The 18,652-nt window shown below is 53.1% G+C and carries 18 protein-coding genes and 2 pseudogenes; 11 read left to right on the top strand and 9 right to left on the bottom strand.

Annotation, left to right across the window (positions count from 1 at the left end; all coding sequences use genetic code 11):
- Positions 1 to 71: 71 nt before the first annotated feature.
- Complete coding sequence (locus FFS28_RS03085) at positions 72 to 833, bottom strand: OBAP family protein (protein WP_137848731.1); 762 nt, start codon at positions 831 to 833, stop codon at positions 72 to 74.
- 937 nt (positions 834 to 1,770) lie between these two features.
- Between FFS28_RS03085 and ecpR the strand changes: the two genes are divergently transcribed.
- The 7 genes and pseudogenes from ecpR to FFS28_RS03120 all read left to right on the top strand — a co-directional run.
- Positions 1,771 to 2,310, top strand: coding sequence for an ECP biosynthesis operon DNA-binding transcriptional regulator EcpR (gene ecpR, locus FFS28_RS03090; RefSeq protein ID WP_137848902.1), 540 nt, complete (start codon positions 1,771 to 1,773; stop codon positions 2,308 to 2,310).
- A 73-nt stretch (positions 2,311 to 2,383) separates the two neighbouring features.
- On the top strand, positions 2,384 to 2,971 hold the full coding sequence (gene ecpA, locus FFS28_RS03095; protein WP_101737596.1) for a common pilus major fimbrillin subunit EcpA: 588 nt from the start codon (positions 2,384 to 2,386) through the stop codon (positions 2,969 to 2,971).
- Positions 2,972 to 3,028: 57 nt separating this feature from the next.
- Complete coding sequence (locus FFS28_RS03100; protein WP_137273305.1) at positions 3,029 to 3,697, top strand: EcpB family pilus assembly chaperone; 669 nt, start codon at positions 3,029 to 3,031, stop codon at positions 3,695 to 3,697.
- A 25-nt stretch (positions 3,698 to 3,722) separates the two neighbouring features.
- A complete protein-coding gene (locus tag FFS28_RS03105; protein ID WP_137848732.1) occupies positions 3,723 to 6,248 on the top strand; it encodes a fimbrial biogenesis outer membrane usher protein in 2,526 nt (841 codons plus the stop codon).
- Positions 6,238 to 7,881: a fimbrial adhesin EcpD gene (ecpD, locus tag FFS28_RS03110; RefSeq protein WP_137848733.1), complete on the top strand. Its 1,644-nt coding sequence runs from the start codon at positions 6,238 to 6,240 to the stop codon at positions 7,879 to 7,881. Before FFS28_RS03105 ends, ecpD begins: the two co-directional genes overlap by 11 nt.
- A complete protein-coding gene (locus tag FFS28_RS03115; RefSeq protein WP_137848734.1) occupies positions 7,850 to 8,560 on the top strand; it encodes a fimbrial biogenesis chaperone in 711 nt (236 codons plus the stop codon). Before ecpD ends, FFS28_RS03115 begins: the two co-directional genes overlap by 32 nt.
- Positions 8,561 to 8,817: 257 nt before the next feature.
- Positions 8,818 to 9,065: pseudogene (locus FFS28_RS03120) on the top strand (NUDIX hydrolase); the annotation flags it as partial.
- 205 nt (positions 9,066 to 9,270) lie between these two features.
- Here the strand turns inward: FFS28_RS03120 and FFS28_RS03125 are convergent.
- The 5 genes from FFS28_RS03125 to FFS28_RS03145 form a co-directional block, all read right to left on the bottom strand.
- A complete protein-coding gene (locus tag FFS28_RS03125; protein WP_040171884.1) occupies positions 9,271 to 10,257 on the bottom strand; it encodes an aldo/keto reductase in 987 nt (328 codons plus the stop codon).
- A 25-nt stretch (positions 10,258 to 10,282) separates the two neighbouring features.
- Complete coding sequence (locus FFS28_RS03130; RefSeq protein ID WP_137848735.1) at positions 10,283 to 11,311, bottom strand: alpha/beta hydrolase; 1,029 nt, start codon at positions 11,309 to 11,311, stop codon at positions 10,283 to 10,285.
- Between the two features lie 16 nt (positions 11,312 to 11,327).
- Positions 11,328 to 12,374, bottom strand: coding sequence for an NAD(P)-dependent alcohol dehydrogenase (locus tag FFS28_RS03135; protein WP_137848736.1), 1,047 nt, complete (start codon positions 12,372 to 12,374; stop codon positions 11,328 to 11,330).
- Between the two features lie 16 nt (positions 12,375 to 12,390).
- A complete protein-coding gene (locus FFS28_RS03140; RefSeq protein ID WP_137848737.1) occupies positions 12,391 to 13,608 on the bottom strand; it encodes an MFS transporter in 1,218 nt (405 codons plus the stop codon).
- Between the two features lie 132 nt (positions 13,609 to 13,740).
- Positions 13,741 to 14,091 (bottom strand): cyclophilin-like fold protein, encoded by a 351-nt coding sequence (locus tag FFS28_RS03145; RefSeq protein ID WP_137848738.1) that lies wholly within the window; start codon positions 14,089 to 14,091, stop codon positions 13,741 to 13,743.
- A 227-nt stretch (positions 14,092 to 14,318) separates the two neighbouring features.
- On the opposite strand from FFS28_RS03145, the gene FFS28_RS03150 reads away from it, so the two are divergent.
- From FFS28_RS03150 to yedF, 3 genes are all read left to right on the top strand, one after another.
- Positions 14,319 to 15,218 (top strand): LysR family transcriptional regulator, encoded by a 900-nt coding sequence (locus FFS28_RS03150; protein ID WP_137848739.1) that lies wholly within the window; start codon positions 14,319 to 14,321, stop codon positions 15,216 to 15,218.
- A gap of 216 nt (positions 15,219 to 15,434) precedes the next feature.
- Positions 15,435 to 16,646, top strand: coding sequence for a selenium metabolism membrane protein YedE/FdhT (gene yedE / locus FFS28_RS03155; RefSeq protein ID WP_137848740.1), 1,212 nt, complete (start codon positions 15,435 to 15,437; stop codon positions 16,644 to 16,646).
- On the top strand, positions 16,643 to 16,876 hold the full coding sequence (gene yedF, locus FFS28_RS03160; RefSeq protein ID WP_006175744.1) for a sulfurtransferase-like selenium metabolism protein YedF: 234 nt from the start codon (positions 16,643 to 16,645) through the stop codon (positions 16,874 to 16,876). Before yedE ends, yedF begins: the two co-directional genes overlap by 4 nt.
- Before the next feature lie 35 nt (positions 16,877 to 16,911).
- Here yedF and ymcF read toward each other — a convergent pair whose 3' ends face one another.
- The 3 genes from ymcF to ompW form a co-directional block, all read right to left on the bottom strand.
- Entirely contained in the window at positions 16,912 to 17,106 is a 195-nt protein-coding gene (gene ymcF / locus FFS28_RS21925) for a cold shock small protein YmcF (protein ID WP_502704962.1), read from the bottom strand.
- Positions 17,107 to 17,377: 271 nt separating this feature from the next.
- Positions 17,378 to 17,533 (bottom strand): hypothetical protein, encoded by a 156-nt coding sequence (locus FFS28_RS21670; RefSeq protein WP_171007372.1) that lies wholly within the window; start codon positions 17,531 to 17,533, stop codon positions 17,378 to 17,380.
- A 136-nt stretch (positions 17,534 to 17,669) separates the two neighbouring features.
- Positions 17,670 to 18,302 (bottom strand): outer membrane protein OmpW, encoded by a 633-nt coding sequence (gene ompW, locus FFS28_RS03170; protein ID WP_137848742.1) that lies wholly within the window; start codon positions 18,300 to 18,302, stop codon positions 17,670 to 17,672.
- Between the two features lie 252 nt (positions 18,303 to 18,554).
- Here ompW and FFS28_RS03175 point away from each other — a divergent pair.
- Positions 18,555 to 18,644, top strand: a pseudogene (locus FFS28_RS03175) (YkgJ family cysteine cluster protein); the annotation flags it as partial.
- Positions 18,645 to 18,652: the final 8 nt, after the last annotated feature.

Consider the following 18,652-nt stretch of genomic DNA (forward strand, 5'->3'; position numbering starts at 1 on the left):
CGTAAATTAATTCACCGTTCCCCCCGGCGTTGCCGGGGGATTCCGACAGGTTACATTCACTTTTTATGGTATCAGAAATGGCTTGTGTCTCCGTGACCATGCGCACCTGAACCTTCAACCCGCTTAAGCTGAATCACCTCTCCACGCTGCCAGGCATCAGCGCCTTTAGCAACCGGGCGCGCCACAATATCTTTACGTTCTTGTTTTATAGCCTGCGTGCTGACGTTAAAGCGTTGATCTCTGTCCGCCAGCAGTTTGGGGTCTAACTGCCCTTCCCCGGTAAAGCCCATCATCAGTGTCGGAATGCCGAGCGGCAGCGTCTTATCGCGGTCGGTGTGCCAGGTATGCCAGGTCTTCCCGTAGGTATTCACAATTTTGCTCATCAACGCTTTGTCTGCCACTGCAGGTAAACCCGGGGCAATCAGACTGCCGGATTTCACTTCATATTGATGGCTATGCCACAATTTTTTTTCTTCCGGCGGCAGTTTGTTAAACAAACGCTCACTAATGATGTACTCAACGCCCATTAAACGGGCATCTTTGGTGTTACCGTCGTAGATCACCGCCTGCATCACCTCATCATTCAACACTGTTACATAATGATGGGCTTCCATCTGGCCATTTTTATCACCGCTATAAAAATGGAAACCGTCAAGATAGGCGCTAATTGCATCAATGGGCGGACGGGACTGGATAAGCTGAGCACCGGCTTCCAGCGTGCTCATGCTAGCGGAGGTTTTAACACCCGGAACAGGAGTATTTGAAGGGGTATTGTTCGCGCCGCACCCCACTAAAGTCAGGCTCGACAATAATAAAAGCGATAGTGGTTTCATTGGCCCTCCCTGTAATCGTCACTTTACTGAAAATAGTACATTCGCGCAGACCCGCCAGGAGAATTTTTACTAAACCATCGGGCAAAGTGGCATACCTTCCGTTTACACACCACGTCCATGCCCCTTTCTCTCCACTTCAGGAACGGCAGCGTCAGGCTTGTTACCGCACTCCATACAAATAATGTTCTTAAGAAAGTACTTAAAGAAACGAAGGCAAGACCTGGCTGGCCGCTGGTCAAGTGCAAAAAAACAGCTAAGCTTCCCGGAAAGAAATAGAAATGGGTGCCTGTAAATGCAGGATAACTTCGGCAGTAGCTGGTTAATGTAGCTATTGGAACCTGTATTCCCGAGTGGATATGTATATACCATTGCTCTGTTTCCATTACCCAGCATTATTAACATACGCATAACTATTTTGTGCGGCATATAAAACCGAATATTTACCTTACAGGCAGGCAAATCACCCTTATTTTCTTTTTAATTTGGTTTAATTATCTATTTTTATTATTATTTTTAGGTTATTTGACAAATTCCCCACACCTATCGCTGAGACTATTCCTAACACAGTTGGGTGAAGATCCTGGTTAATATAAAGCACCGTTAAGAATTTAATGCCACATTATAAATAACCCTATGAAAATAAATGCCTTTTTCCTCACCTCAAAAAATCAATATTTTAATTTTGTGTAAATATTGCTCCAGACGCAGAATCTCTTTTCTTCGCTCGCGTTGACACTCATTAGGAAAAAACTTAAATTCACTCCCAAGCAAAATAATTATTAAAAATTAAACTTGCCCGTCCAATTTTGGTGGGCAAAAAGAGTCTTATTTGATGGAGAATAATTCAAGCAACCTAATACCCCTGTAGTTTTACAGCCCTGACAAACAATGACGTTACAAAAATGATAACTTCAAGGACTATGAGGTGCGAAACCATATGGAATGTAAATGCTGCTCCGATAAATACATTTGGTCTGCCCATGACTCCTTCTTCTATAAAGGGCTATACGAACTGATTGCGGATATCGATGAATTAATTTATCTGTCGCTGGAGAAAATAAAAAAAGATTTTGTGTTCATCAATCTTAATACGGCTTCTTTAACCGAATTTATCAGGCGCGATAGCGAGTGGCTGACTGCAGTTAAGGGGAAGCAGGTCATATTGATTGCGGCCAGAAAGTCAGAAGCCCTGGCGAATTACTGGTATTACAATAGCAATGTCAGGGGCATTGTATACGTTGCTTTGTGTCGTGACATTCGTAAAGAGCTGGCCTATGCGATCAATGGCAGATTTCTCCGCAAAGATATTAAAAAAGATAAAATCACTGACCGGGAAATGAAAATAATTCGTTTAACAGCCCAGGGTATGCAACCCAAATCGATCGCAAGAATAGAAAATTGCAGCGTGAAGACAGTATATACCCATCGGCGTAATGCTGAGGCAAAACTGTATTCCAAAATATATAAGCTGGTTTAATAACCGTCGAATAACGTTTTTAAGATGATTCACCGGGACATCATGTCCTTAATTTAACTCAGGATGAAAAGCGATGAAAAAAAAGGTCTTGGCAATAGCTCTGGTAACGGCGTTTACCGGTATGGGTGTGGCTCAGGCTGCTGACGTAACAGCTCAGGCTGTAGCGACCTGGTCTGCGACTGCCAAAAAGGACACGACCAGCAAGCTTGTGGTGACCCCCCTGGGTAGCCTGGCGTTCCAGTATGCCGAAGGCGTCAAAGGTTTTAACTCGCAAAAAGGGCTGTTTGACGTGGCGATTGAGGGTGACTCAACGGCTACCGCCTTTAAGCTGACCTCGCGTCTTATCACCAATACCTTAACGCAGTTGGATACCTCCGGCTCCACACTGAGCGTGGGCGTGGATTACAACGGTGCGGCAGTCGAAAAAGCTGCCGATACCGTAATGATCGATACCGCAAACGGTGTACTGGGCGGCAACCTCAGTGCGCTCGCTAACGGCTACAACGCCAGCGGCCGTACCACCGCGCAGGATGGATTCACCTTCTCCATCATCAGTGGCACTACCGACGGTACGACCGCAGTGACCGATTTCAGCACCCTGCCGGAAGGGGTCTGGAGCGGCGACGTCAGCGTACAGTTTGACGCCACCTGGACCAGCTGAACCACTTGATGCACAAGCAGGGGCCCTCCCCTGCTTTTATTCACGGACGGAATTGTTATGAAAAAACGCCTTCTGGCACTCGGGCTGCTGCTCATCGGGGGGGCGCCGGCGCAGGCGCTGGATGTCGGCGATATTTCCTCATTTATGAACAGCGGCAGCAGCACGCTGAGCAAGACGATCAAAAATAGCACCGACAGCGGCCGCCTGATCAATATTCATCTCGAACGACTCTCCTCACCGCTGGATGACGGGAAGGTTATCCCAATGGACAAACCCGATGAGGTGCTGCTCACCCCTGCCAGCCTGCTGCTGCCCGCCCAGGCCAGCGATGTAATTCGTTTCTTCTACAAAGGGCCATCAGATGACAAAGAGCGCTATTACCGCATTGTCTGGTTCGATCAGGCTCTCAGTGACCTCCAGCGGGATAAAGCCAACCGCAGCGCGGTGGCTACCGCCTCTGCACGCATCGGCACCATCCTGGTAGTGGCACCCCGTCAGGTGAACTACCGCTTTCAGTACGCCAACGGCGAGCTTACTAATTCCGGGAATGCAACGCTGCGGATCCTTGCCTATGGCCCCTGCATTAAGGCTGCCAACGGTAAGGAGTGTAAGGAGAATTACTACCTGATGCCGGGTAAATCACGTCGTTTTACGCGTGTGGATACGGCGGATAAAAAAGGACGTGTTGCGCTTTGGCAGGGTGAGCAGTTTGTTCCTGTGAAATAGACAGCTGTGCAGATGGATAACGACGATGCCTCTACGACGGATTTCCCAAGAACTGAAGACGCGGTTTGCCTTCAGCATACTATTTTTGTTCGTTCAGCCTGATGCAAACGCTGCTGGCATCGGTGCGCAGCAGATTGGCGGCGTGATGATTCCGCAGGCCTTCAGTCAGGCGTTGCAGGACGGCATGAGCGTCCCGCTCTATATTCATCTCGCCGGCAGCCAGGATACGCGGGACGACCAGCGGATCGGCAGTGCCTTTATCTGGCTGGATGGTAACCAACTGCGTATAAGGCAGATCCAGCTGGAAGAGAGAGAGGATAACGCCAGCGTGAGCGAGAAGACCCGGCAGCAGCTGAACAGCCTCGCCGACGTCCCGTTCAGCGAGGCACTCACCATTACCCTGACAGACAATGCACAACTGGATCTTAGCCTGCGCCAGTTGCTGCTGCAGCTGGTGGTCAAACGCGAGGCGCTGGGTACTGTGCTGCGCGCGCGCAGCGATGATATTGGCCAGTCCAGCGTCAACGCCGTTAGCAGCAACCTGACCTATAACCTCGGCGTCTATAACAACCAGATGCGTGATGGAGGAAGCAATACCTCCAGTTACCTGTCGCTGAACAACGTCACCGCCCTTCGGGAGCACCATGTGGCGCTGGATGGCTCGCTGTACGGTATCGGCAGCGGTCAACAAGACAGCGAATTATATAAGGCAATGTATGAACGCGATTTCGCCGGCCACCGTTTTGCGGGCGGGATGCTTGATACCTGGAACCTGCAGTCGCTGGGACCAATGACCGCCATTTCGGCCGGGAAGATTTACGGTCTTTCCTGGGGAAATCAGGCCAGCTCCACCATTTTCGACAGCAGTCAGTCGACTACGCCAGTGATCGCTTTTTTACCCGCAGCGGGAGAAGTGCATCTTATCCGTGACGGGCGACTGCTGAGCGTTCAGAACTTCGCTATGGGTAGCTATGAAGTGGATACCCGCGGACTACCGTACGGTATTTATGATGTGGAAGTGGAAGTGATCGTCAACGGTCGCGTGGTCAGTAAACGCACTCAGCGAGTCAATAAGCTGTTCAGCCGGGGACGCGGCGTGGGTGCGCCACTGGCGTGGCAGGTATGGGGCGGCAGCTTTCATATGGATCGCTGGTCAGAAAACGGGAAAAAGACGCGACCGGCAAAAGAGAGCTGGCTGGCCGGCCTCTCGGCGTCCGGCTCGCTCGACACGTTGAGTTGGGCTGCAACCGGATACGGCTATGACAATCAGGCGGTGGGCGAAACCCGTCTGACACTGCCACTGGGTGAGTCGGTCAACGTTAATCTGCAAAGTATGCTGGCCAGCGATAGCTCATGGAGTGGCGTCGGTAGTATCAGCGCCACGTTGCCTGGGGGCTTCAGTTCGCTTTGGGTCAACCAGGAGAAAACACGCATTGGCGATCAATTACGGCGCAGCGATGCTGACAACCGGGCCATCGGCGGTACCTTAAACCTCAACGCATTATGGTCGAAGCTGGGCACCTTTAGCATCAGCTACAACGATGACCGGCGCTACAACAGCCATTACTACACGGCGGATTATTATCAGACGGTCTACAGTGGCACCTTTGGCTCTCTTGGCCTGCGGGCGGGGATCCAGCGCTTTAACAATGGCAACAGCAGCGCCAATACAGGGAAATATATTGCCCTCGACCTTTCGCTGCCTTTAGGGAACTGGTTCAGTGCCGGGATGACCCATCAGAACGGCTACACCATGGCTAACCTGTCGGCGCGTAAACAGTTTGATGAAGGAACAATTCGCACCATCGGCACCAATCTGTCGCGGGCCATCTCCGGGGATACCGGGGATGACAAGACACTCAGCGGCGGAGCCTATGCCCAGTTTGATGCCCGCTACGCCAGTGGAACCCTTAACGTCAACAGCGCAGCGGACGGCTACGTTAATACCAACCTGACTGCCAGCGGCAGTATCGGCTGGCAGGGCAAAAACCTCGCCGCCAGCGGACGCACCGACGGCAACGCCGGTGTGATATTCAACACCGGACTGGATGATGACGGGCAGATAAGCGCCAAAGTAAACGGGCGAATTTTTCCACTCAGCGGCAAGCGTAACTATCTGCCCCTCTCTCCCTATGGCAGGTATGAGGTGGAACTGCAGAACAGTAAAAATTCGCTCGACAGCTACGACATCGTCAGCGGACGCAAGAGTCATCTGACGCTCTATCCCGGCAACGTCGCAGTGATTGAGCCTGAGGTGAAACAAATGGTCACCGTCTCAGGTCGTATCCGCGCGGAAGACGGCACGGTGATGGCTAATGCACGAATTAACAACCATATCGGCCGGACCCGAACCGATGAAAGCGGCGAATTTGTCATGGACGTGGACAAGAGTTATCCCACTATCGATTTTAGCTATGGCGGCAATAAGACCTGCGAAGTAGCGCTGGATCTCAGTAACGCGCGTGGTGCCGTCTGGGTTGGGGATGTGGTCTGTAGCGGCCTCTCATCATGGGCGGCAGTACAACAGACAGGAGATAAGAATGAAAGTTAACCCACTGATAGCGCTGGCGATCCTCGCGCTACTCTGGCCAGTGACTGTGCTCAGGGCCGCCGTGACCAAAACCACGTGGCCGGATGCACCGGCGCGTGAGTTTGTGTTCGTTGAAAACAACTCCGACGATAACTTTTTCGTCACACCGGGCGGGGTACTGGACCCACGCCTGACAGGTGCCAACCGCTGGACCGGTTTGAAATACACAGGCTCAGGCACCATTTATCAGCAGAGCCTCGGCTATATCGATAACGGCTACAACACCGTGCTTAATGCCAACTGGAAGTTTGATATGTGGCTTGAAAATTCGCCGGTGTCGCACCCCTTGACCGGCCTTCGCTGCATCAACTGGTACGCCGGTTGCGATATGGCTACCAGCCTAATCCTGCCGCAAACCACCGATGCCAGCGGATTTTATGGCGCAACAGTGACCAGCGGGGGCGCAAAGTGGATGCATGGCATGATGTCCGACGCGTTCTATCAGTATCTGCAGCAGATGCCCGTCGGCGGCAGCTTTACGATGACCATCAATGCCTGCCAGACCTCTGCGACCTATGACGCCAGCAGCGGTGCCCGCTGTAAGGATCAGTCCTCCGGCAACTGGTATGTCCGCAACGTCACCCATACCAAAGCCGCAAATCTGCGGTTGATCAATACCAATTCCCTGGCGGAGGTATTTATCAACAGTGACGGTGTACCGACTCTGGGTGAGGGAAATGCCGACTGCCGGACGCAAACCATCGGCAGCTTATCAGGATTAAGCTGCAAAATGGTCAGCTATACCTTGCAGACAAACGGGTTAAGTAACACCTCGATCCGTATTTTCCCGGCAATTGCCAACTCGTCGCTTGCCTCTGCCGTCGGTATATATGATATGCAATTCAGCCTGAATGGCAGTTCGTGGAAGCCAGTAAGCAATACTGCCTATTTCTATAACTTCAACGAGATGAAGAGCGCAGATTCGATCTATGTTTTCTTTTCAAGCAACTTTTTTAAGCAGATGGTTAATCTCGGGATCAGCGATATTAACACCAAGGATCTGTTTAACTTTCGCTTCCAGAACATCACCTCGCCGGAGTCGGGATGGTACGAGTTTTCCACCTCCAATACGCTGATTATCAAGCCCCGTGATTTTAGCATCAGCATTATCTCCGACGAATATACGTCGTCGCCATCACGGGAGGGATTTGTTGGCAGCGACGAACCGTCACTTGATTTCGGCTACATTGTCACCACCAGCGGTAAAACGGCCGCCGACGAAGTACTCATCAAGGTGACCGGACCGTCACAGGTGATTGGCGGGCGTTCCTACTGTCTCTTCAGCTCCGATGACGGTACCGCAAAAGTGCCGTTTCCGGCCACGCTCTCATTTATTACCCGCAGCGGGACGGAGCAGTCCTACGATGCCGGGTGCGATGACAGCTGGCGGGATATGTCCGAGGCGCTTTGGCTGACTACGCCCTGGACCGATATCTCCGGCGAAGTCGGGCAGTTGGATAAAACGACGGTGAAATTTTCGATTCCGATGGATAACACCATTTCACTGCGTACGGTAGACGATAATGGCTGGTTTGGCGAAGTCAGCGCTTCAGGAGAGATTCATGTTCAGGCGACGTGGCGTAACATTAACTAAGGCCATGCTGGCCCTGGGCTTCCTTCTGGCTGCTTCTCAGACACAGGCTATTTCGGTCGGTAACCTCACCTTCTCCCTCCCGGCCGAGATGGATTTCGCCAGCAAACGGGTAGTGAACAACAACAAAAGCGCGCGGCTGTACCGCATTGCTGTTAGCGCCATCGATCGCCCTGGCGGCGGTGAAGTGCGCTCCCGACCGGTGGATGGCGAACTGTTATTCGCCCCCCGCCAGCTCACGTTACAGGCCGGAGAAAGCGAGTATTTCAAATTTTATTATCATGGCCCCCGAGATAACCGCGAACGCTACTACCGGGTTTCATTTCGCGAGATCCCCACCCGCAACCTGACGAGGCAGAGCCCGACAGGCGGTGAGGTCAGCATGGAGCCGGTGGTGGTGATGGATACCATTCTGGTCGTTCGCCCGCGTCAGGTTCAGTTTCAATGGACCTTCGACAAGGTGGCCGGGACGGTGAGCAATACCGGTAACACCTGGTTTAAATTGCTGATCAAACCGGGATGTGATTCGACTGAAGATGAGGGCGACGCTTGGTATCTGCGTCCCGGTGATGTGGTTCGTCAGCCGGCGCTGCGTCTGTCGGGTCATCATTATCTGATCTATAACGACAAATTTATAAAGATCAGCGATACCTGCCCGGCGGAGCCCCGACCAGCGGACTGACCCTTATATCAATTAATAATCAGCATGACACTGGCGTGCTGATTAATGAGCATGCACAGGCCGAGTATGGAAAGAGATGACATAAATATAGAATTGGCATCAAGCTATGAGTGTAATGGTGACTATTTCTATGCTTGCAGACTCTGGCTAAGAGCCGCACGCTATACGCAGAATATTGAGAAATTTATCTGGATTCGTAAACGACTGAGGCGATGCAAGGCGTTGATGTGCCTCTCTGGGTTAGACATACAGATGCAAGAAAAACGGTAGGCCCACAAATAGCCTCAAGAACCTTCCCGATGATGCTGCCCAGTGGTGAGAATATTCTTGCTGAAGAACGTTTCTTTATTATAAATGCAGATAAGTCAGATATTGACCGCTCAGGTTGGAGTAACCACGAAAAGCAGTTATGCGCGATCGCTACTGGTGGAGCGTAGAATAGCTCAGACAAACCAATGAAATCATCTTCCCACTCGATTTGATAATTAACCTACTTGAAGACTGACTCAGCACCTCATTCACGGAACGGGCTTAAATGTCCGCTCCTGGTACGCAGCGGACAAGCTAACCGGGCTAAACGTCTGCTATGAGCGAAAAGCGGTCATCCAAGAATTGATGAAAAGTACAACATCTTCAGGTAATAAATAAATTTCGCCGAAATAATGTAATTACCGACCCGAAGGCCGGTAATTGTTAACACTGATAACCTTTTACCACGCGTAAGCTTCAGGTGCCTCTCCGCCTGGCCCCGGCCAGATGGTATCCAGCCTTTTGAGCGTATCGTCTGAAAGAGACAGCGTCAGGGCATTGAGATTCTGGCGGAGCTGTTCAACTGTACGCGGACCACTGAGCACGGCGCTAACCACAGGGTTCTGCAGCAGCCAGGCCAGCGCGACGTCTGATGGTGTTTCCCCCAGCTCATCACACAGTGTTTCCCAGGCCTCCAGTTGTGGCCGCAGGCGGTTGATTTGTGCCTGCAACTGCGGTGATGCCCGGCGGCCACCGGCAATTTTTTTCAGCACGCCACCCAGCATCCCCATCCCGACCGGGCTCCACGGGATCAGGCCAATGCCGTAATGACGCAGCGCCGGAATGACCTCCAGCTCAACTGTGCGCTGGGTCAGATTGTACAGGCTCTGTTCCGATGCCAGCCCCAGCAGGTTGCGCGCGTCAGCCTTGCACTGTGCAGTGGCAATATCCCAGCCAGCAAAGTTACTGCTGCCCACGTAGCTGATTTTACCCTCACGGATGAGCTGTTCCATCGCCTGCCAGATCTCCTCCCAGGGCGTGTTCCGATCGATATGGTGCATCTGATAGAGATCGATATGGTCCGTTTTCAGCCTTTTCAGGCTGGCCTCACAGGCCCGGCGGATATGGTAGGCAGACAGGTATTTGTCGTTCGGACCCGTGTCCATCGGCTGGTAAACTTTCGTGGCCAGCACTACCCGGTCACGCTGACCACTGCGCGCTAACCAGTTACCGATGATTTCTTCGGATGTTCCGTAACCCTTTGCCATATCCGGCGACTGCGGCCCGCCATAGACGTCAGCGGTATCGAAAAAGTTGATACCTGCATCCACGGCTTCATCCATGATCCTGAAGCTGGCCGACTCATCCGTCAGCTCACCGAAATTCATGGTACCGAGACCGATGCGGCTCACCCGCAGACCGGTACGCCCCAGATGTTTGTAGTTCATGTCAAATGCTCCTTAACTGAACGTGTTATTGCAGATTCTTACGGAAAAAGTCTGTCAGCTTGCCAAAAGGGATTACGTCGGTACGGTCATACAGATCGACATGCCCTGCGCCCGGTACGATGTACAGTTCTTTAGACTGACCGGCGCGTTTGAAAGCGTCCTCGCTGAACTCTTTTGAATGTGCCTGATCGCCGGTAATAAACAGCATCGGGCGCGGAGAGATGGTTTCAATATCGTTGAACGGATAGAAGTTCATAAACTTGCCAATACTGCTCAGCATCGGTTTCGTCGTCAGTTCTTCTTTCTGACCCTGTGGGGTGTAGCCGCCGCGTTCGGTGCGGTAGAAATCAAAGAACTCGCGCTGAATATCAGGCGTTGAAGCGTCCAGTGTATTCACGGTACCGGGAATGTAGGCCGTCTCGCCTCCCTGAAACTCTGCTAAACGCTGCTCTGTGGCTGACCGGATAAAGGCCTTTCGTTGTTCCGGCGTCTGGGAATGGTTGAGGCCGTTGCGAAATGCAGCCCCCATGTCATACATGCTGACGGTGGCAATGGCTTTCATACGCGGGTCAATCTTGGCGGCACTGATAACAAAACTTCCGCTGCCGCAGATACCCAGCACACCGACGTTATCCGGATCGACAAACGGCTGTGTGCTCAGATAATCAACCGCAGCGCTGAAATCATCTGTGTAGATTTCCGGTGAAATCAGGTGCCCCGGTTTGCCCTCGCTTTCTCCCCAGAAAGAGAGATCGATAGCCAGCGTGACAAACCCCTGCTCCGCCAGCTTCTGCGCATAGAGATTCGAACTCTGTTCCTTTACGGCTCCCATCGGGTGACCAACGACGATCGCCGGGTGTCGGGTATTCTGGTTCATCTTTTTCGGGATAAACAGGTTGCCGACCACGGCCATCTGATACTGGTTTTTAAAGGTGACTTTTTGCTGCGTCACCTTATCGCTTTTATAAAAATTATCGGCCCCACGGGACATATCCGCCGCAGAGGAAGCAAATGCACTGATCAACAGCCCCAGCGCTAACGTAAATTTTTTCATGATGGTCTCCTTATCATTAAGCCAGGGTGGCGTTATCAATGACAAACCGGTAATGCACATCGCCCCTGAGCATGCGCTCATAGGCATCGTTAATCTGGTCGGCGCAGATAAGCTCAATGTCGGCGACAATGCCGTGTTGGGCGCAGAAATCGAGCATCTCCTGCGTTTCAGGAATGCCGCCAATCATCGACCCGGCAATCGATCTGCGCTTCATGATAAGGCTGAACACTTCTGGCGAGCCATGCGGCGTGGCCGGCGCACCCACCAGGGTCATCGTGCCATCGCGTTTCAGCAGCGCAGTGAACACGTCGAGGTTATGCGGCGCAGCAACGGTGTTGAGGATAAAATCGAAGCTCTTTGCATGGGCTTCCATTTCGCTGGCATGACGGGAGACCACCACCTCATCTGCACCAAGCGCTCTGGCGGCGTCACGTTTTGACTCAGACGTGGTAAAGGCCACGACATGCGCGCCCATGGCGTGCGCAAGCTTGATCCCCATATGCCCCAGTCCACCGATACCGACCACTCCGACCTTTTTGCCGGGGCCCGCCTGCCAGTGACGCAGCGGTGAGTACGTTGTGATCCCCGCGCACAGCAGCGGTGCCACGGCGGCCAGCTGCGCTTCCGGGTGAGTAACGCGCAGGACGTAGCGTTCATGCACCACAATCTGCTGCGAATATCCGCCCAGCGTGTGGCCCGGCGCATCCGGCGTCGGGAAATTATATGTCCCCGTCATATGGTCGCAGTAGTTCTCCAGTCCGTCGTCACAGTCACTGCAGTGGCGGCAGCTGTCGACAATGCAGCCGACCCCCACCAGGTCCCCTGCACAAAAACCGGAGACGTGATCGCCAACGGCCACTACACGACCGACAATTTCATGTCCCGGCACGCACGGATAGAGCGTCCCGGCCCATTCAGCGCGTACCTGGTGGATATCCGAATGGCAGACACCGCAGTACGCGATATCAATCTGCACATCATGGGCACCGGGGGCGCGACGGGTGATATCCATCGGCTCCAGCGGCAGTGTGCCCGCATGGGCACCGTAAGCTTTAACTGTCATGGCGTTACTCCTGGGTTTATGAATGGTCTGCGGCAGAAGTGTCTGACCGCGAGGTCAGAAAGATCAGTACGGTTGCGATAATCAGCATCGCGGCGCTGGCCAGGAAGGTGCTCTGGTAGCCGTGATGGTCGAAAAGCAGGCCGCCCACCGTCGAACCGAGAGCAATGGACAGCTGCACCATCGCCACCATCAGTCCGCCGCCCGCTTCGGCATTCTGCGGGAAGGTACGCGGAACCCATGCCCACCATCCCACCGGTGCGGCAGTGGAAATCAGCCCCCACAGCCCAAGCAGCGCCGTCACGATGGCTACCTGACTGCCGAAGGCAATCAGTGCCAGCGCGGTGATGGCCATCAGTACCGGGATGGCCATCAGGGTCGGGTAGAACCCGCGTTTTAACACCCGGCCAATCAGCGTAGTGCCGATGAAACCCGCGACACCAATAACCAGCAGGACCAGGGTCACCGTTGCGTCATCCACCCGCGTCACCGTCTCAAGGAAAGGCCTGATGTAGGTAAATAGCGTGAATTGCCCCATAAAGAAGATCCCCACACCCAGCATGCCCAGCGTGACCACCCGGCGACGAAACAGCGTGAAAACGTTGCGGGAAGCCGCCGCCTGACGGGTGACCGACATGGAAGGCAGACTGAGTAATTGCCAGACAAACGCTATGATGGCGACCGGCACCAGGCAGAAGAAGGCGCCCCGCCAGCCAACAACCGATCCGAGCCAGCTGCCCAGAGGGGCAGCCACGACGGTAGCGAGAGCATTGCCGCTGTTGAAAATAGCCAGCGCCAGCGGAACACGATGCACCGGGACCAGACGCATTGCCGTCGCGGCCGACATTGACCAGAACCCGCCGACCACAATGCCAATCAGGGCTCTGCCCGCCATATAGGTCAGGTAATTGGGTGCCATCGCAATAACGGCACCGGAAATTGCCATAATGCAGGTCAGGCCGAGCAGCAGCGTTTTCCGGTTAAGCGTGCCTGCCAGCACGGAAATAAACAGGCTGGTTACCACTGCAAATGCCCCGGAAATGGCGATGCCCTGTCCGGCCATGCCTTCGGTGACACGAAGGGTCTGCGCCATCGGTGTCAGCAGGCTGACCGGCATAAATTCGGAGGCGATCAGGGCGAAGACGCACAGCGTCATGGCAAAGACACCACTCCAGTGCGCAGGCTGTTTCCCGCTTCCGGTGGTTTTTTTTCTGTTCTCGTCGGTCTTATTACTCATTCAGGGATTTCTTTTCAGTAGATAACATGAAGTCTGCGCCGCGAAGCCTTCAGCACTGCAGGAAGAGCTGAAACGGCATACGGGGCGGGACGGTGATAAGAGGGATAATCGCGGTGCGGAAGATGCTGTGGGTCAGTTGGCGACCCTGATCTGCACCGCAAGAGGTCCGTGGCGCTGCAGGACCGGCAGTCCGGAATCCACCTTCCCTAACGGGATCAGTGAACGGGCGTAATCCCTGCCCCGGGCAAAAATCGCCAGGTTGCCCCAGGGTGCGTAGTAAGTGATATCTCCGGCTTCCGGCGTCATACCGTCCGGAGCCTGCACTGTGGAAAGCCTGCGCGGCAGGTCGCTTATACGCTCAATATCGGCATAGTCTTCCAGCGTCAGGCTGAGGGGAAGCAAAGACGCAAAGTCCCGGCCTGTCGGCGTATCAAAGAGGGTGGCGATGGCGGTTTCTCCCTCCACAATGATCTCAATTTTCATAAGCGTCTCCTGCGCCACTCTCCGGTCGTTGTCACCCGCCATAGCGGACTGCGTGATGAAAAGCAGGCCGGCAATGAGCAGCAGTGATGTTCTGCAGTAAGCGTTTTGCATAAGGGTTAGCGTTGACTTTTTCATCGCATTATTGTTACCAATATGCAGCGGGTTAACTAGCTAATGAATACTTAATACCCTTATAAGTAAAATTTATAAATGGACCGGAAACGAGCATGGCCAGACGCAATCTCAACGACTTACTCTCTTTCGTCACCGTGGCGCGTGAGGGCAGCTTTACGCGCGCTGCCGCCCAGCTCGGCGTGACCCAGCCCGCACTGAGCCAGGCGATTTCCGGGCTGGAAGAACGGATGCAAATCCGCCTGCTGACAAGGACCACGCGCAGTGTGTCAGTGACGGCTGCCGGGGAACGACTGCTGCAGTCTGTGGGACATCGTATTGATGAGATTGAAGCCGAGCTGGACATGCTGACGGCACTGCGTGATAAACCTGCGGGGACCGTCCGTATTACATGTGGACCTAATGTTCTGAAGACCACGCTGCTGCCAAAGCTGACACCACTTTTACGCGAATATCCTGATATTCATATTGAGTTTGATGCCAACCACGGGTTCCGGGATATCGTTGCGGATCGTTTTGATGCCGGCGTGCGGCTCGGAGACACTATCGACAAAGATATGATAGCCGTACCCATTGGCCCGAAACTGCGCATGGCGGCTGTAGCTTCCCCTGAGTATTTCGCCCGGTGCGCCGCCCCTCAGACGCCACGCGATCTGATGCAACACTGCTGTATTAATGAGCGCATGGTTCAATCGGGGAAAATTTACGCCTGGGAGTTTGAGCAGGAAAACGGTAAATTTCACGTTCGGGTTGAAGGGCAACTGACGTTTAACACATCGGAACACGTCGTTGACGCAGCTCTTGCCGGACTGGGCATTGCCTTTTTACCTGAAGAGGAGTTCGGCACACATCTGCAGGAAGGAAAACTGATCCGCGTGCTTGAAGAATGGTGCCGTCCTTTTCCCGGCTACTATCTTTATTATCCCAGCCGTAAACAGCCTTCCCCAGCGTTTTCACTCGTTGTGGATGCGTTGCGTATTAACCGGAGAATTTAACGCTGAATTATCGGGTCAATATTTCAAGAACGGACGTGAACGTCCGCTTTTGGCACAAAGCGGACCAGGACATCATCAGCGCGGATTAATGATGAAGGTCATAAAAAAGCGAGGAATAGTTGAGGAACGTTTTGCAGAGGTTTTGGACAAAGGAAAAAAGGTATATATTCCGGGCCGTTGTTTTCACATACACCTTCTGAGTTCAGAGGCATCTTCATGACATGGCAGCAATTCAAGCAGACTTACCTGGTTAAGTTCTGGTCACCCGTTCCGGCAGTTATCGCAGCCGGTATCCTTTCGACTTACTATTTTGGCATTACCGGCACCTTCTGGGCAGTCACTGGCGAGTTTACCCGCTGGGGTGGACAGCTGTTACAGCTGGCCGGGGTGCATGCCGAAGAGTGGGGCTACTTCAAACTGATTCATCTGGACGGCACGCCGCTGACCCGCATCGACGGGATGATGATTATCGGTATGTTCGGCGGCTGTTTTGCGGCAGCGCTGTGGGCAAACAACGTTAAGATCCGCATGCCAAAAAGCCGCATTCGTATTATGCAGGCCGTTATCGGCGGGATCATTGCCGGGTTTGGCGCACGGCTGGCGATGGGCTGTAATCTTGCCGCGTTCTTTACCGGTATTCCTCAGTTTTCTCTGCACGCCTGGTTCTTTGCCGTGGCGACGGCCATAGGCTCGTACTTTGGCGCTAAATTCACCCTGCTCCCGCTGTTTCGTATTCCCGTGAAGATGGTCAAAGTGGGCGCGGCATCGCCGCTGACGCAAAAGCCCGCCCAGGCCCGTCGTCGCTTCCGCCTTGGGATGTTGGTCTTTTTCGCGATGGTTGCATGGGCACTTTGCACCGCGTTAAACCAGCCGAAACTGGGGCTGGCAATGCTGTTCGGCGTCGGCTTTGGGCTGCTGATTGAACGCGCTCAGATCTGCTTTACCAGCGCGTTTCGCGATATGTGGATCACTGGTCGCACGATGATGGCAAAAGCGATTATCGCCGGGATGGCGGTGAGCGCCATTGGCATCTTCAGCTATGTGCAGCTTGGCGTTGAGCCAAAAATCATGTGGGCAGGTCCAAACGCCGTGATTGGCGGCCTGCTGTTTGGCTTTGGTATTGTGCTGGCCGGGGGCTGCGAAACGGGCTGGATGTACCGGGCTGTGGAAGGTCAGGTGCATTACTGGTGGGTCGGTCTGGGTAACGTGATTGGCTCAACGATTCTGGCGTATTTCTGGGATGACCTCTCCCCGGTGCTGGCGACCAACTGGGATAAGGTTAATCTGCTCGCGACGTTTGGCCCGCTCGGCGGCCTGTTAGTGACCTACGCCCTGCTGTTAATCGCATTTTTACTCGTCGTGGCGCAGGAAAAACGCTTCTTCCGCCGCAGCTCTGTCAGCACTAAAACACAGGAGAATATCGCATGAAGGATATCGTGCCTGACTATCGCCTCGATATGGTCGGCGAGCCTTGCCCTTATCCGGCCGTCGCCACACTCGAAGCGCTGCCACAGCTCAAAAAAGGTGAGATTCTGGAAGTGGTAAGCGATTGTCCTCAGTCGATCAATAACATCCCTCTGGATGCCAAAAACCACGGGTATACCGTACTGGATATTCAGCAGGATGGTCCGACTATTCGTTATTTAATTCAGAAATAAACCACAATCTAAAAAGGCCTCGGCGAGGCCTTTATTCAGCTAACGGGCTTAGGCCAGCGCCGTCGTTTGAGCTTAGGTAGGCATGAATGCGTGGTGAGTCGCGTCGAGCAAACGGAACAGACTGCACCGTGAGGTTGGTTTTCTGACGGGTTAAACCTGGTAAAATAAAAGCGTTTACCCGCACAAACCGGACATTCAAATTTTATGTCGGGGATATCCCCTCCAGCCAGCTATGTGGAGTAACCAGACTACATGAATTATCGGGGCAACAGGGATATATCGTCTTTTTTCAAACGCCATCCGCCAGTGACAATCGCTATCACGTTGAAAATTAAGTCTTGTTGATCGAGGGCAAAGTTAAGTGGCTTGACTTAAGTAAAATCTTAAGTCTGGTTTGAGTAAGGCTTTAATGGGTTAATGTTTTTTAGAACGCTTTTGTTTATTTCTTTATTTGTGTCATGTCACGCTTCGTCTCTCAATTTCTCTTCCACGCTTTTACGTCTAAATTGCCCGGACAGGGGGCTGGTCGAGGTTATCCTCCATGTCTATGATCATACGCAGGAAAAATGGCAGGGAAATTTTGAAACCGGGGCTGGTCACAAGCGCTCCGGCGATACCGAAATTATTCCGTTTGCGAACGGTGATATTCTGTTCCATTCCATCTCCAGCGATGCATTCAGCTATTTATATGACGGCGAAACGCGCCTTAAACGCTGCGCTAAGCTGGATGAACGACCCGTCTATCCCTCATTCTGAAGAGGCTGGCCGCGCCGCGGCCAGCTGAACGCGTGCATCAGAAGCGATAACCCGCCGAGAACATAAACACCCATGGATCGAGGCGAGTGCTGATGCTCTGCTGTTCACCCCCGGCCTTGAAACGAACATCGGTATCGATATCCATATACCAGACCGAGGCGTTAATCAGCCAGTCGCGGTTAATCAGATAATCAAGCCCCACCTGCCCCGCCACGCCCCAGGAATCCTTCAGGCTGAGATCGGAAAGCCCTGCCGCTTTCCCGGTATCGTTAAATTTCTCATCAAAGAAGGTGGTGTAGTTCACGCCTGCCCCGATATACGGGCGCACCTTGCTGTTTGAGTCACCAAAATACCACTGCGCCATCAGCGTAGGCGGCAAATGGTGCACCGTAGCGATATCCCCGGTTGGCCCCGTCCCCACGCGATGGCGGAAAGGCGTGGCCGCCAGTAATTCAACGCCAATGTTATCCGTTGCCATATAGGTGAACGTTAAGCCCAGCTGGGTGTTGTTGCTGACGTTAAAGCCCCCCAGACCCAGAACGTTATCCGATCCTTCGGTTGGACGGGCCGTTGCTGAACCGGCTCGTATAAAGAATTCGCCTGCTTCGTGCGCGTACGCGCCGCCAGAGAGACTGCTTAAGATAAGGGCTGCCACCGCTAATTTTTTCATATCCGCTCCATCGTTGTGGTTTTCATAGCGGTGGTGAATATACTCACAAATAAGTAATAAGTGATCTAACACAGATCACATTAAAACCAATACTTTAACATTCATTGATCTGGGTTAATTTTTAAGGGCAATTCTGGAGGGTAAATGCGTATCTACATCAAATTTCAAGGATTTGCAGGTCAGGTAAATGTCATTAAGCATCGCTAAACGAGAGGGAGCAGATTCTGGCGTTGAAGACGGGAAAGTTGACTCTTACCGCTGCTTTACAAAGATATGCTTTTCCATACACCCCTTGATGCTGCCACAGCGGCGTTATCCGGTGTACAATTGCCGGCTAATTAACACCTGCA

The sequence above is a fragment of the Enterobacter sp. 2VL genome (assembly GCF_005503595.1).
Taxonomy (GTDB): domain Bacteria; phylum Pseudomonadota; class Gammaproteobacteria; order Enterobacterales; family Enterobacteriaceae; genus Enterobacter; species Enterobacter cancerogenus.